Consider the following 12,932-nt stretch of genomic DNA (forward strand, 5'->3'; position numbering starts at 1 on the left):
AAAATTTGGGGGACGGCAGCGCGTGGATATGCACAGCGACTTGCTCGACAAAGCCTGCGCGCGGATTCAGGATCTGGCGCAGCCGGCTTACATCAAGGACAGCGCTCTGCGTTATGTCGCGGTCAACGCTGCCTATGCGACGCTGTTTCACGCGCATCCGGCCGATTTCGTCGATGGCGGGAGCCGAGGTCTTATCGGGACTGTTGATGCCGGCGAGCGCAAGGAAAAGGAAAGCCGCGCCATCGTTTTCGGCAGCGACGAGGTTGCAAGGCTGTTCGATGCGGCCGGTTCGCTTGCTTACGAAGTCCATATCGAACGGTTTCTGACCGAAAACGACCATACCTATCTTTTCGGCACGATCGACAGGATCGCGCAGCCCGCTGCCGCGACGGCGCAGATCATTCCGCTTGCGGCTGCCACGGGATCGGTCTTCAACAACAACCTCCTCGATGATGCGCTCGACATGTTCGAGATGGGGATCGGCATCTATGACCGGAACGATGCGCTGCTCTACAGCAACTCCCAGTTGATCGATTATTTCGCATCCACGGATATCGACATAAAACCGGGCTTCACTCTTCCGGAAATTCTCGGCCAGACTTTCGATCGCCAGCACATGCGTGGTCTTTCTGACCGCACGGCCAATCCGCTCGGTCGAGACGCGTGGATCGAGCAGGAGATGGCGCCGTATCGCCAGCCCTATTATGAAAGCATCGACCAGCTGGTCGATGGCCGCTGGCTTCGTTCCGTCAACAAGCGGATGGAGAACGGTATTCTGATTACCGTCCGGCAGGAGGTGACCGATTTCAAGGAGCAGGAAATGCTGCTCCGCAATCAGGTGGCCGAAACCGAACTGTTCCGCGCCATTCTGGAAGACCTTCCGGCACCGGTTTTCGTGCGCAATGAGAGGCACGAACTGACCTATGCCAACAATGCCTACGAGCAAATGCTGGGCAGCGCCCGCGACAATTATATCGGCCAGACGGAAGCGGAGATGTTTCCCTGGGCGGCCGAGCGGTTCTGGGATGAAAACGCCCGCGTGCTCAAGGGCGAGAAGATAGACAAGACCGAGGACATGACCTTTCCGGACGGATCGGTCATTCCGGTGTTGACACGCCTGAGAGCCATCAGCACGGAGGATGGCAGCAACTATCTCGTCTGTTCGAGAACGGATGTCTCGCCGATCAAAAAGGCGCAGGCGAAGGCGGAGAAGATCAGCCGGGACCTGCAGACGATCCTCGATGCGTTGCCGGTCGGGATCGCCATCCTGACCGAACAGCTGAATTTCGAATATGCCAATCCTTCCTTCCACGAGTTGTGGGATGCCGGAAAGCGCTTCGACCTCGACGGGCGTTCCTATCGCGATTTTATCCGCTTCGTATTCGACGATGGCGTGTTTGCCGATTTCAACCTCGATTTCGAGGATATCTATCGGCAGCGCATTGCGGCGTTGACGGAAGATGGCCATCCACCGCTCGAATTGCGCTCGTCGACCGGGCGGCAGATCCTGATCTCGACAACGCGCCTGAGTGATGGGCGTCTGCTGCTCAGCTACACCGATATAACCGCGATGCGCCGTCGTGATGCGGAGATCCAGGAAGCAAGGGCCGCATTGGAACGCCATGGCGCGCTGATGCGCGACGCCACCAGCGCCATGTCGCAAGGGTTGCTGATTTTCCGCGACGGGAAGGTGGAACTCTCCAACGATGCGCTTCCCGCCATGCTGGAAATCCCCGCCGGGATGGGGGCGGCCGGCGCGCAGTGGCGCGACCTGTTTCGCCATTGCGTGCGCCGCGGCGATCTGGGCGAAGGCGGCGAGGCGCTCGGCACCTTCCGGATGCTGGAGGCCAATATCGCTTCCGGCAGGCCGTTCGTCACATCCTTCAAGATCGAAAACCGCAAATGGGTTCAGGTCGAGGCACGCCAGACCGACAGCGAACACTGGCTTGCCGTGTTCACCGATGTGACCGAGGTGAAGGCACGCGAAGAGGATTTGACACGCCTGTTGCAGCGGGCAGAAGCGGCCGATCGGGCCAAGTCGGAATTCCTCGCCAATATGAGCCATGAAATCCGCACGCCGATGAACGGTGTGCTCGGCATGGCCGAACTGCTGGCAAAATCGAGCCTCGATACGCGGCAGAAGACCTTCATCGACATCATCGTCAAATCCGGCAATGCGCTTCTGACGATCATCAACGATATTCTCGATTTCTCCAAGATTGATGCCGGCCAGATGAAGCTGCGGAAAGCGCCCTTCGATCCGGTCGAGGCGATCGAGGACGTGGCGACACTGCTTTCATCCGCAGCGTCGGAAAAGGATATCGAGCTGATCGTCAGAGGCGACGCCGCCGTTCATGAGACGGTGCTGGGCGATGCCGGGCGGTTCCGGCAGATCGTCACCAACCTTGTCGGCAATGCGGTGAAATTCACCGAAAAGGGGCATGTGTTCATCGACCTCAAATCCGCGCCGATCCGCGATGGTGAGCTGATGCTGTCGATCCGGATCGAGGATACGGGCCTTGGAATTCCCAAGGAAAAGCTTGCCTCCGTGTTCGAAAAATTCTCGCAGGTCGATACGTCCTCCACCCGTCGCCACGAAGGGACGGGGCTTGGGCTTGCCATCACTTCGGGTCTCGTCGAACTTTTTGGCGGCCATGTAGAGGTCGAGAGCGAACTCGGGCGCGGCTCTGTCTTTACCGTGCATCTGCCTTTCCCGACGGTTGCCGAGCGCAAGATGGAGGTGCCGCTGCCGATCAATACGAGCGGTGCGCGCGTACTGATCGTTGACGACAATGTCGTCAACCGCCGCATCCTCACCGAACAGCTTTCCATGTGGGGTTTCGATACGGTGGCCGCCGAGAGCGGTGCGGAAGGGCTTGCCGTTCTCCAGGAAGCGGCGCGGCTGGGCGTTACTGTCGATGCGATCGTGCTCGACTATCACATGCCCGAGATGAACGGCCTCGACTTCGTCAGGTCAATGCGTGGTGACATCCGGTTCGACAATACGGGCGTGATCTTCCTGACCTCGATGGACATGGCGAGCGATGAGGCGATGTTCGCCGAATTGAAGATCCACGCCCATCTGATGAAACCGGCGCGGGCCAACCTTCTTCGCAGCACAGTCATCGATGTGGTTCGATCCGTCAGAAGCAAGCGCCGGATGGAAACAACCATCGTGACCGAAGCTCTTACACCGGCAGAAAGTCCCCGTGCGGTGACTGAGGTGCCGTCCAGGGCGCCGGTAGCAGCGGCTGCTTCGCTTGATGTGCTCGTCGCCGAAGATAACGAGGTCAACCAGATCGTCTTCACCCAGATCCTGCAGACGACGGGATGGCTGTTCCAGATCGTCAAGAACGGCGCGGAAGCAGTGGATGCCTGGCAGGCGCATGACCCGGCGATCATCCTGATGGACGTGTCCATGCCGGTGATGAACGGTCATCAAGCGACGCAGAAGATCCGCGAACTGGAACAGCGGACCGGCACCCATACGCCGATCATCGGCGTGACGGCCCATGCGCTCGAAAGCGACCGGGATCTCTGCTTCCAGGCAGGCATGGACGATTACCTGTCGAAGCCGATCAGCCCCGAAGCGCTGGAAGACAAGATCCGCACCTGGATCGGCGGCGCGCGACTGACGACGACGCAGTCGTTCTAAGGACCAATCAGGCCGCAACTGTCCGCGGTCTGGTGAGGCTTCGGCCGATCTTTTGTCCCTGCATCTCGATCAGGTTGTAGCCGATCGCCGCCACCGCATAGGTGAGGGGCAGGGTGATGACGAGCGTCACCAGCCATCGCGCCGGATCGCTCATCTCGACATTGCGGATCAGATAGGCCACGACCGGCTGCATGATCAGAAGGTGTGCGAGATAGGCGCCGAAGGACAGTTCCCCCAGTGTGTGGAAGAACCTGTTGCCGAGATGATTGGAAATCCTCTCCGCCATGCCGGAAATGGCCACCGGCAGGCGATGTGCATGGACAAAGGTGAAGAAGACGACCACCAGCGACAAACGCACAGCCTCGTGCATCGGGTTCATCACACCGCCAACCGGAATGAGCACGAGCAGGCAGGCGAGCGCCGCATAGGCGAAGGCTCGGCGGTTGCTCAAGTCCAGTGCTGCGGCAAGCAGCATGCCGGCTGCAAATACATGCATCTTGAGCGGCAGGAAGGTCGGCATCGGAAAATGATAGCCGATTTTCGTCACGACATAGACGGTGACTATACCGGCCGCGACGGTGCCGATCATGGTTTTTATCCATCCAAGCCGGCCGACGATGAGCATGATGAAGGGCAGCGCCGCATAGAACTGCATTTCCAGCCCGATGCTCCAGTCTGGCAGGGCGGTGCGATAGCCGTAGGTCGGGCTCAGGCCAAAGAGGAAGCTCAGGTGCAGCAGATAGTTCTTCAGGCTGTCATCGACATAGCGGGATGCGGGCTGGGGCGGGACGGCGTTGAAGGCGTCGATTGCCGAGCGGGCATCATAGATGATCGGGCCGAGCGCCAATGCGGCGAAAAGCATGACGTAATAAAGCGGCGCGATGCGGAAAAAGCGCCGGATCCAGAAGGCGGTCCAGGTACTCGGGGCTTCCCAAGGCTCCTTCTTTCGCCGCAGCTGGTAGTGGAAGACCATCAGGAAGCCGGATAGCATGACGAACAGATCGACGCCGAGATCCGGGTCGCCGATGATCGGCACACGGAAACCGGTGAGGATGTGCGCGTGGCCGATGAGGACCCAAAGCGCGGCCAGTCCGCGTAGGCCATCCAGGCATGCGATGCGATATCCCTGTTCGGCTTTCGCCATATGGTCGTCTCCCGTTGCGTCGGCTATCCCCAACCCCGCACACGGTCTTGCTGCTCGAAAAATGCTGCAGTGCGACAAAAAGGAAAGGGATGTGGCCTCAATATGGCCCCGGACGGCAAAAGAAGGCGGGATGACGAAAAAAAGGGAGCCGCATCTGACGGCCCCCTCCGGGTCTCTCTGCAATTTGTCGAGGGATCAGCCCTGACGGCCGGCCTTCAGAGCGGTTGCCCAGGTCGCCAGCTGGTCGAGCGCCGCGTTCAGGCCTTCGTTCATCGGGGCGGTGGGGTTGAACACCTTTTGCTCGTCGATGAAGTTGGTGAAGAAGGGGATCGGAACCGTCTGCGGGATCGGCATCATGTTGAGGTTGGAAATCAGCATGCGCAGTTCCTGGGCGGCACGCAGGCCGCCGGACACATGGGCGTAGCTCAGAACGCCAGCAGGCTTGAACGACCATTCGAGCGACAGGACCTGCAGCGCGTTGATCAGCGCTGCATTGGGGTAATAGTCATATTCCGGCGTCAGGAAGAGATAGGCATCGGCGGAAGCGACGCTGGTCGACCAGCGCTTCGTGTGCTCATGCTCGTATTTCTGCATGCGCGGATGGTGCGGTTCGTCGAGAAGCGGCAGATTGAAATCGGCGAGATCGACCAGTTCGACCTCGAACTTGCCGTGTTTCGCGGCGTGCTCGGCAGCCCATTTGCCAATGGCAGGACCTGCGCGCCCCGGCCGGGTGCTGCCGATGATCACGTTAAGCTTCAATGACATGCTGAAATTCCTATGTTGAACACAGGCACCTGTTTGGCCCCTGCGGCAGAAGGATGCAGGTGTTCATTTGGAATGGCTGCCATGTGTGGGGGGAGGGGCTGTGTGGAGGGCGCGCGGTTGGCGGTAGCGCGCGGCGAGCGACTGCATTAACCCGCGCATGACTGGCCATGTTTGGAACTGGCCTGATTTTTCGCCATGGGTTCGAGGTGAGTTGTCACGCAGCCCCTTACACCCGGCTTTTGTTCGACGCGGGGACATGCTTAATACCGGGAATGACAGAGCCCACGTCCGATCAGACCGAACAACTCGCTATCGCATTCGAGCGTTTTACCCGCCGCTTCAAGGTCGCAGAGGCATCGGCGGCCATGCAGAACGCGCTCAATGCGCTGGACATACAGGCTCTCCTGTTCATCTGCGAACATCCCGAATGCAGCCTTGGTGAGGTTGCCCGACATCTTCAAGTCGCGCTCACAACCATGTCGTCCTCGGCCGACCGTCTGGTTCGCCGGAAAATGATCGAGCGGGAGCGGCCGAAGGCCAACCGCCGATCGGTGTCTCTGACGCTCACACCGAACGGCGTAGCGGCGGTTTCTGGTTACATGGATGGTTATCGGGCTTCATGTCGCGCAATGCTGGAGGCGCTCGATAGCGACGACAGGATCGCATTTCTGAATCTGACGGAAAAAATTGCAAGATACGAATATTGAATAATACGAATTTCGTAGTATCTCTCTACCAGCGAAATTGAAGAGATACAAGATGACTGACACGCGGACCTCTGTGCTCATCACAGGTGCTAATAAGGGTATCGGCCTCGCCATCGCCCGCCAGCTCGGCAAACATGGTTACATCATCTGGCTGGGATGCCGAGATGTATCGCGCGCGGACACGGCGGTTCAACGCTTGCAAGGCGAGGGGATCGATGCCCGCGCCGTCCAGCTCGATGTTACGGACGAGATGAGCGTTGCTGCCGCCGCCAGGACCGTCGGTCAAGACAATGGCGGCCTTGACGTGCTGGTGAACAATGCGGGCCTGATGCATGCACCGCCGCCTTCGATTTCGGAGGAATCCATAAACGAGATCAGGCAGATGTTCGAGACCAATGTGTTTGGAGCGTTGCGCGTGACGCAGGCCTTCCTGCCGTTGCTGCGCAGATCAAAGGGCGCCCGGATCGTGATGATGAGTAGCGGTCTCAGTTCGCTTGAGGATGCGCTCGACATGCGTAGCGAGACATGGGACGTGGGCTTCGGCGGCTACTGCGCGTCGAAGACGGCGCTCAACATGCTCACCGTCAAGCTGGCAAAGGAACTGGATCGCGAGGGTATCAAGGTGAATGCTGTCGACCCGGGCCTGACGTCCACCGACATGACGGGGAACGGTCCCGGCCACTCTCCTGAAATGGGAGCTCGCCCGGCAGTCGCCCTGGCGATGATGCATGCCTTCGGTCCCTCCGGTGGCCTCTTTGCATGCTCGACACAGGGCGAGTTGGTTCGGAAGAATTGGTGACGACACGATACAATGCTCAGGACCGGAGCGGAAATGTGTTCCCAAACACACCGTCTCACCTCGGTGGGGTGCCTGCGTCGCTTCGGTTGACGCAGCTGTAAAGCCACTACTGAGGAGACAGACGAGCCTGTCCCGCACCCCGGTTTCGGATATAGCTGGCAGTTTGAACGAGAAAAGGCCCGCGACCGTACAGAGGGAGGCCCCTCGTGTGGCTCCGAGGGGCCTGGCATCTTGACTGGAGGTCAAAGCTGCGCATTTGCAGCCCGGAGATATTTAGCCACAGCTAATCAAGGTTGTCCATCAGGCGTTACCGTACCAACTCAAGGCGGTATGTTGAGATCGCGCTCCTGCAAAAAGCCCCTCGGGATTAACCGAGGGGCAAAAATGACTTAACAGTCAAAGGCGCGCCAATAACGCCTTGGCGATATGAAGTCACGGAAAGCGGCGTTTGTCCATTTGCCGCTACCGTACAAACTTTAGTGAAATGCGCACTGGCTTGAGATTGCCTGCGGCGATGTCGTCAGATCGATGCATCGAATACATCTGCCTCACTCTGGGTGGCGAAGTTGAATGTGACCAGTTCACTTTCATCGTCCTGACGGATGCCGACTGCAGTGACGATCAGCCTCGCGATCTCGTCCTGCGCTTCGCTTCCCGACCGGGACGATTTCACGGCCTTTTCGATGGCCGGTGCAAAAACTTCGCTGACCAGGCCAAGGCGCATATTGTGCTTCATGATGATATCCCGATCCTCGATGATCGCAGCCTGCTCCTCCTTCGGGATTTCGGCATTGTCCATCGCAGTTATCGTGGCGTTGGTCGCGAGCTTGATCGGACCTTCCTGAAGCCAACGGTCAACCATCTGGTGGAACTGACGCATGCGCTCGGCGGGGATTGTTTTCTGTACGGTGATCGACATTTTCGTTCCTTTGTCAGTTTCCGTGATCAGTCGCCCGCAGGCAAAAGATCGGGGCGGGTGCCGCAGAGCATCTCGCGCTTGCCGGCAAAGCCTGGGCGACGCTCGACGGTGAAGCCTGCTGCGCCGAGATTACGCCGGACAAAACCGGCGGCGGCATAGGTGGCGAAGCTGCCGCCCGGTCTGGTGCGGTCGAACAGCGCCTGCATCAGTTCGGGCGACCACATGGCCGGGTTGCGTGATGGGGCAAAACCATCGAGGAACCATGCGTCGAAATCGGGTTCCGCTGCCGTGACGCCATCGAGTGCTGCGCCGCAGACGACGGTAATCCGGGTCTGTTCGTCGAGTGCGATCGTCACATGCCCGGTCGGCTTATCCGGCCATGCCGCGGCCAGAGCCTGCCGTTCCGCATCGATTTCCGGCCAGCGGGCGAGTGCACGATCGATCTCGTCGCGTTTCATCGGGTAGAGTTCGAAGGAGGTGAAATGCAGATGCGTGCCCGGCTTGCGCGTGAGCTTCCATTGCCGAAAGGTTTCGCAGAAATTCAGGCCGGTGCCGAAGCCCAGTTCGCCGATGCGAAACCTGCCATCCGCTGCCATCTCGCGCCAGCGATCCGGCAGTCGGTTACCGGCCAGGAAGACGTGACCGCATTCCAGCCGCCCGTCGGTGCGGCAATAAAAGTGATCGCCAAATTCCTGGGAATACGGCATATCGCCGTCATGCCAGTCGAGCGTCTGGGATATGGGGCTATCGCCCTGCGGGGTCGAAACGGGGTCACGATCAGTCATGAGACATGCGGATAATCCGGCAAGCGCCGGCGGTCAATCTGAAGCGCCGGCATCAGCCGCCTTGCGCGGACGCGCAATCCTGCCGGCCTCTGCCGATCTGGTCATCCTCGGCGGCGGCATCATGGGGCTTTGGGCGGCGGTGAAGGCGGAAAGGCTCGGTATCCGCACTGTGCTCGTCGATTCCGGAAAGCTTGGGCGCGGCACGAGCGGCGGGCTGCTCGGTGCGCTGATGCCGCATATGCCGGACAAGTGGAACGACAAGAAGCAGTTTCAGTTCGACGCGCTTCTGTCGCTTGAAGACGAGGTGGCGCAGATCGAGGCCGAAACCGGGCTTTCCTGCGGTTATCGCCGCACAGGCCGGCTGATCCCGCTGCCGAAATCGCATCTGCGGGCAATTGCGTTTCGCCATTCCGAAGACGCCGCGACCCACTGGGATCAGGGCGGTCGCCGTTTTCATTGGCATGTCGCCGACCAGACGCCGCATGTCGGCTGGCCGGATGCTTCCTTCTGCGAGGCGGGCATCGTGCACGACACGTTTGCCGCCAGGGTTTCGCCGCGAAAGCTGACCGAGGCGTTGTCCACGACCCTCAATGCCGGGCGCCATGTCACCGTGGTCGAAGGGCTTGCCGCGTCGCGCATCGACGGCGAACTGAGCAAGGTGCAGTTTGCCGACGGGACGAGTATTGCTTTCGGCACCTGCATCGTTTCCGCCGGTCATCATGCCTTTCCGCTGATCGAAGACCTGTCTTCCTCGTTGCGGCAACCGATCGGCCAGCCGGTCAAGGGCCAGGCGGCATTGCTGCGGGCAGGGGCCGATCCCGACCTGCCGCTTCTTTACCTCAATGGTCTCTATCTGGTGCCGCATGACAACGGCGATGTCGCGCTCGGCAGCACCAGCGAGGAGACGTTTGACGAACCCTTCTCCACCGATCAACAGCTTGAGGATCTCGTGGAAAGAGCAAGGGCGCTTGTGCCTTCGCTTGCCAATGCTCCGGTTGTGGAGCGCTGGGCCGGCCTGCGCCCCAAGGCGATCGACCGTGATCCGATGGTCGGGCCGCATCCGGACCACGCGAACGTGATCGCGCTGACCGGCGGCTTCAAGGTCAGTTTCGGGGTGGCGCATCTGCTTGCCGAGGCAGCCCTTGATGCCGTTTCCGGTCGGATAATGCCGGTTCCCGCATCGTTCCTCCTGGAAAATCACCTTTCGGTCGCCTCGCGCTAAACGCGAAACCCGTGCGTCTCCGTCGTTAATCTGTCACGCAAATCACTTAGTCCCTGATCACGGACTGAATAAGCAAATGCGCAATTAAACAGAGCGTTTGACAGGGATGCACGAGAAGGTGACGCATGCGCTATGCCATATTTTTTACACCGCCGGCACATGACCCGCTGACGCTTGCCGCGTCGCAGTGGCTGGGGCGAAACGCCTTTTCCGGAGACGCAGTCGAGCCGCCGGCCATTCGCGGTGTCGGTCTGCACGAGATTTCGTTTCATACCGCCATTCCGCGCCGCAGCGGTTTTCATGCGGCGCTGAAGGCTCCGTTCCGGCTGGCGCCGGAAATCAGCGAGCCGATGCTGCTTCGCCATCTGATGCGCTTCGCCGGTTCTCACGAACCATTCCAGCTTCCACCACTTGAGGTGGCAAGGCTCGGCAATTTCTTTGGCCTCGTGCCGGAAATCCCCTGCGAGCGGATGCGGCTGTTTGCCTGCGCCGTGGTGCAGGAGTTCGATGTGTTTCGTGCGCCATTGTCTGATGCGGAACTAGAGCGCAGCGATCCCGGCGATCTGTCGGCTCCGCAATTCGCCAATCTCTATCGCTGGGGGCATCCTTACGTGATGGATGAGTTCCGTTTCCACATGGCGCTGACCGGACCGCTGCTGCCGAAGGACAGCGTCTTTATCGAGCCGACGCTGAGGAGCTATTTTTCGCCCTATCTGACGAGGCCGGTCGAGGTTGCCAATCTGGCGCTGTTCGTCGAAGAGGAGCCGGGCGCTCCGCTGCAGGTCCATTCGCTGCACCCGATGGGGCGCGTTGCTGCCCGCAAGATCGCCTGAGGCAAAGGTCAGGTCGTCCGATCCTGCTGAGGCTGGCTGAACAGCAGCTTGATAAAGGTGCGATAGCCGAGGATCTGCCGCTCCAGATGGGTCGGATCGTTCAGTACCTTCGACATGATGATGGCGCCATCGAAGGTGCAGGACAGCATGTTGGCGAGGTCCTTGAGGTCGATCTGCTCCTGCGGCGCATGCACGGCTGCAATCTTTTCCAGATAACCGAGGAAACGCTGGTTCCAGGATGCGACGGAACTGGCGTTCAGCATATGGATCTCCCGGTCGAACAGCCTCTCCTGATAGCAGATCGAGGCGATGACGCAGCCGGGATGCACGCCCGGCAGGTTGCGCGCCAGTTCCGACAGGAGTTTCAGGCCGATCAGGAAAGCCTGCAGCGGGTCATCCGCCAGTTCGCGCCCGCGATCGAATATCTCGTCGAAGAGGCGGTCATTCTCGGCCACGTAACGGCGCAGCATCTCGCGGGCGAGCTCGTTTTTGTCCCGGAAGTGATAGAAGAAGCCGCTCTTGGTTATGCCCGCCTCGGCGATGACTTCCTCGATCGAGGTTGCGGCGAAGCCTTTTGACAGCACGGAAATCTGGGCGACTTCGAGTATTCGCTCGCGGGTCGCCTCGCCCTTGCTTGGGCTCCGGTCGTGCGAAAACGGTACCGGCGGTATGGTTTTGATCCCGGCCATGCCTTGCGTGGCCAATTCCTCGGTTCTCCGGGACATGCTATCCCCCTGAACGATCTCACCTTTTCGATATCTTGCCGAGCTGTACCGCAAGCCGCGTAGATCGAAGTCTCCGTCAGGCGCAAAACAATCGTGCAAGCCGCAGCCTCGGGACAGCCTGTTTTCGCCGGGGCGATAGTATCACAGGAGATGACGATGAAAAACGATCGCCAGCGCCTGCCGCATCTGGGCCATGAGATATTTCTGACCGATGGCGGGCTGGAGACCACCTTGATTTTCCACCGTGGCCTGGAATTGCCGCATTTTGCATCCTTTCCGCTGCTCGACGATGCGAAGGGACGCGCCGAACTGGATGCCTATTACGAGGCCTATCTTTCGATCGCTCGCGACCACGGGCGTGGCTTCGTGCTCGATACGCCGACATGGCGGGCCAACCCGGATTGGGCGGCAAGGCTGGGTTATGACCTTGCGGCGCTTCGCGCACTCAATATCCGCTCCGTCGATTACGTTGCCGGACTGCGGGACAAGTGGCAGAGGCCGGCGACGCCCATCCTGCTCAATGGGATCATCGGACCACGAGGTGATGCCTATCAGCAGGGCCGCATGTCTGCGGCCGAGGCGGAGGATTATCATTCCCACCAGATCGGCGCCTTTGCCGAAACGCCCGTCGACATGCTGAGCGCGATGACGCTCAACACGACGGAGGAGGCTATCGGCATCGTCCGTGCGGCGAAAGCTGCGGGACTGCCGGTGGTCATCTCGTTCACGGTCGAGACGGACGGGCTGCTCGCCGGCGGCATGTCGTTGCGGGAGGCGATCGAGATCACCGACGGGATGACCGCCAATGGCCCGGCCTATTACATGGTCAACTGCGCCCATCCGGTTCATTTCCACCAGTCTCTGGCCGGTGAGGGCGGCTGGCTGGAGAGGATCGGTGGTGTGCGCGCCAATGCCTCGTCGAAAAGCCATGCGGAGCTGGACGAGGCGACGGAACTCGATATCGGCGACCCGCAGGAGCTTGGCCTGCACTACCGCAGCCTGAGGGCACGTTACCCGTCCATGCGGGTGCTGGGCGGCTGCTGCGGCACCGACCATCGCCATCTGGCGGCAATCTGCGAAGCCTGCATGCCACGCGCTGCAGCAGAATAGGGAGGAGAATGACATGTCCATATTTGCACTGCCGACAACTCTATTCGGCGCATTCTCGGCGCTCTCCGTTGGCCACTGGCGGGAACGGGAAAGAACAGAGGCAGCCATTCATCCCGGCGAGCGGCCGCCATTCGCGTCCAAGCTGGAATTCAACGAATACATGCTGCGCGACATAGGTCTTGGCGACGTCGCCTATCGTGAATGGGAAGACGATCGTTTCGCCTGATAACGGGGACAAGTTTCCATCTCGACATTTGCGGAAGCGGTG

12 protein-coding genes are annotated in these 12,932 nt (G+C 60.1%); 7 read left to right on the top strand and 5 right to left on the bottom strand.

What is annotated here, in order from left to right:
• The first annotated feature begins 28 nt into the window (after positions 1–28).
• Complete coding sequence (locus JNB91_RS00970; protein ID WP_220323893.1) at positions 29–3,655, top strand: response regulator; 3,627 nt, start codon at positions 29–31, stop codon at positions 3,653–3,655.
• Between the two features lie 7 nt (positions 3,656–3,662).
• Here the strand turns inward: JNB91_RS00970 and JNB91_RS00975 are convergent, their stop codons facing one another.
• Positions 3,663–4,799 (bottom strand): acyltransferase family protein, encoded by a 1,137-nt coding sequence (locus JNB91_RS00975; protein ID WP_220323643.1) that lies wholly within the window; start codon positions 4,797–4,799, stop codon positions 3,663–3,665.
• A gap of 195 nt (positions 4,800–4,994) precedes the next feature.
• Positions 4,995–5,564 (bottom strand): NADPH-dependent FMN reductase, encoded by a 570-nt coding sequence (locus JNB91_RS00980; protein WP_220323644.1) that lies wholly within the window; start codon positions 5,562–5,564, stop codon positions 4,995–4,997.
• 272 nt (positions 5,565–5,836) lie between these two features.
• On the opposite strand from JNB91_RS00980, the gene JNB91_RS00985 reads away from it, so the two are divergent.
• Together JNB91_RS00985 and JNB91_RS00990 are read left to right on the top strand one after the other, a co-directional pair.
• Positions 5,837–6,271 carry a MarR family winged helix-turn-helix transcriptional regulator gene (locus JNB91_RS00985; RefSeq protein WP_220323645.1) on the top strand — a complete coding sequence of 145 codons (435 nt, stop codon included), beginning with the start codon at positions 5,837–5,839 and terminating at the stop codon, positions 6,269–6,271.
• A 52-nt stretch (positions 6,272–6,323) separates the two neighbouring features.
• Positions 6,324–7,070: an SDR family oxidoreductase gene (locus JNB91_RS00990; protein WP_220323646.1), complete on the top strand. Its 747-nt coding sequence runs from the start codon at positions 6,324–6,326 to the stop codon at positions 7,068–7,070.
• Between the two features lie 520 nt (positions 7,071–7,590).
• Here the strand turns inward: JNB91_RS00990 and JNB91_RS00995 are convergent.
• Both JNB91_RS00995 and mnmC2 read right to left on the bottom strand, forming a co-directional pair.
• Complete coding sequence (locus tag JNB91_RS00995; RefSeq protein WP_220323647.1) at positions 7,591–7,989, bottom strand: hypothetical protein; 399 nt, start codon at positions 7,987–7,989, stop codon at positions 7,591–7,593.
• A gap of 26 nt (positions 7,990–8,015) precedes the next feature.
• Positions 8,016–8,774, bottom strand: coding sequence for a tRNA (5-methylaminomethyl-2-thiouridine)(34)-methyltransferase MnmC2 (mnmC2, locus tag JNB91_RS01000; RefSeq protein ID WP_220323648.1), 759 nt, complete (start codon positions 8,772–8,774; stop codon positions 8,016–8,018).
• Between mnmC2 and JNB91_RS01005 the strand changes: the two genes are divergently transcribed.
• Positions 8,773–9,996, top strand: coding sequence for an NAD(P)/FAD-dependent oxidoreductase (locus tag JNB91_RS01005; RefSeq protein ID WP_220323649.1), 1,224 nt, complete (start codon positions 8,773–8,775; stop codon positions 9,994–9,996). The genes mnmC2 and JNB91_RS01005 overlap by 2 nt on opposite strands.
• Before the next feature lie 125 nt (positions 9,997–10,121).
• Complete coding sequence (locus tag JNB91_RS01010; protein WP_220323650.1) at positions 10,122–10,829, top strand: DUF1045 domain-containing protein; 708 nt, start codon at positions 10,122–10,124, stop codon at positions 10,827–10,829.
• Between the two features lie 8 nt (positions 10,830–10,837).
• Here JNB91_RS01010 and JNB91_RS01015 read toward each other — a convergent pair whose 3' ends face one another.
• Positions 10,838–11,518, bottom strand: coding sequence for a TetR/AcrR family transcriptional regulator (locus JNB91_RS01015; RefSeq protein WP_220323894.1), 681 nt, complete (start codon positions 11,516–11,518; stop codon positions 10,838–10,840).
• Positions 11,519–11,710: 192 nt separating this feature from the next.
• Here JNB91_RS01015 and JNB91_RS01020 point away from each other — a divergent pair, with 192 nt between their 5' ends.
• On the top strand, positions 11,711–12,664 hold the full coding sequence (locus tag JNB91_RS01020) for a homocysteine S-methyltransferase family protein (protein ID WP_220323651.1): 954 nt from the start codon (positions 11,711–11,713) through the stop codon (positions 12,662–12,664).
• 13 nt (positions 12,665–12,677) lie between these two features.
• Positions 12,678–12,890, top strand: coding sequence for a hypothetical protein (locus JNB91_RS01025; RefSeq protein ID WP_220323652.1), 213 nt, complete (start codon positions 12,678–12,680; stop codon positions 12,888–12,890).
• Positions 12,891–12,932 lie beyond the last annotated feature (42 nt).

It is taken from the genome of Aliirhizobium wenxiniae (assembly GCF_019511445.1).
Classification (GTDB): Bacteria; Pseudomonadota; Alphaproteobacteria; order Rhizobiales; family Rhizobiaceae; genus Neorhizobium; species Neorhizobium wenxiniae_A.

Coding starts and splice junctions, on each gene's coding strand:
- JNB91_RS00970 (WP_220323893.1), top strand. CDS start 29: ATGCACAGCGACTTGCTCGACAAAGCCTGCGCGCGGATTCAGGATCTG.
- JNB91_RS00975 (WP_220323643.1), bottom strand. CDS start 4,799: ATGGCGAAAGCCGAACAGGGATATCGCATCGCATGCCTGGATGGCCTA.
- JNB91_RS00980 (WP_220323644.1), bottom strand. CDS start 5,564: ATGTCATTGAAGCTTAACGTGATCATCGGCAGCACCCGGCCGGGGCGC.
- JNB91_RS00985 (WP_220323645.1), top strand. CDS start 5,837: ATGACAGAGCCCACGTCCGATCAGACCGAACAACTCGCTATCGCATTC.
- JNB91_RS00990 (WP_220323646.1), top strand. CDS start 6,324: ATGACTGACACGCGGACCTCTGTGCTCATCACAGGTGCTAATAAGGGT.
- JNB91_RS00995 (WP_220323647.1), bottom strand. CDS start 7,989: ATGTCGATCACCGTACAGAAAACAATCCCCGCCGAGCGCATGCGTCAG.
- JNB91_RS01005 (WP_220323649.1), top strand. CDS start 8,773: ATGAGACATGCGGATAATCCGGCAAGCGCCGGCGGTCAATCTGAAGCG.
- mnmC2 (WP_220323648.1), bottom strand. CDS start 8,774: ATGACTGATCGTGACCCCGTTTCGACCCCGCAGGGCGATAGCCCCATA.
- JNB91_RS01010 (WP_220323650.1), top strand. CDS start 10,122: ATGCGCTATGCCATATTTTTTACACCGCCGGCACATGACCCGCTGACG.
- JNB91_RS01015 (WP_220323894.1), bottom strand. CDS start 11,518: ATGGCCGGGATCAAAACCATACCGCCGGTACCGTTTTCGCACGACCGG.
- JNB91_RS01020 (WP_220323651.1), top strand. CDS start 11,711: ATGAAAAACGATCGCCAGCGCCTGCCGCATCTGGGCCATGAGATATTT.
- JNB91_RS01025 (WP_220323652.1), top strand. CDS start 12,678: ATGTCCATATTTGCACTGCCGACAACTCTATTCGGCGCATTCTCGGCG.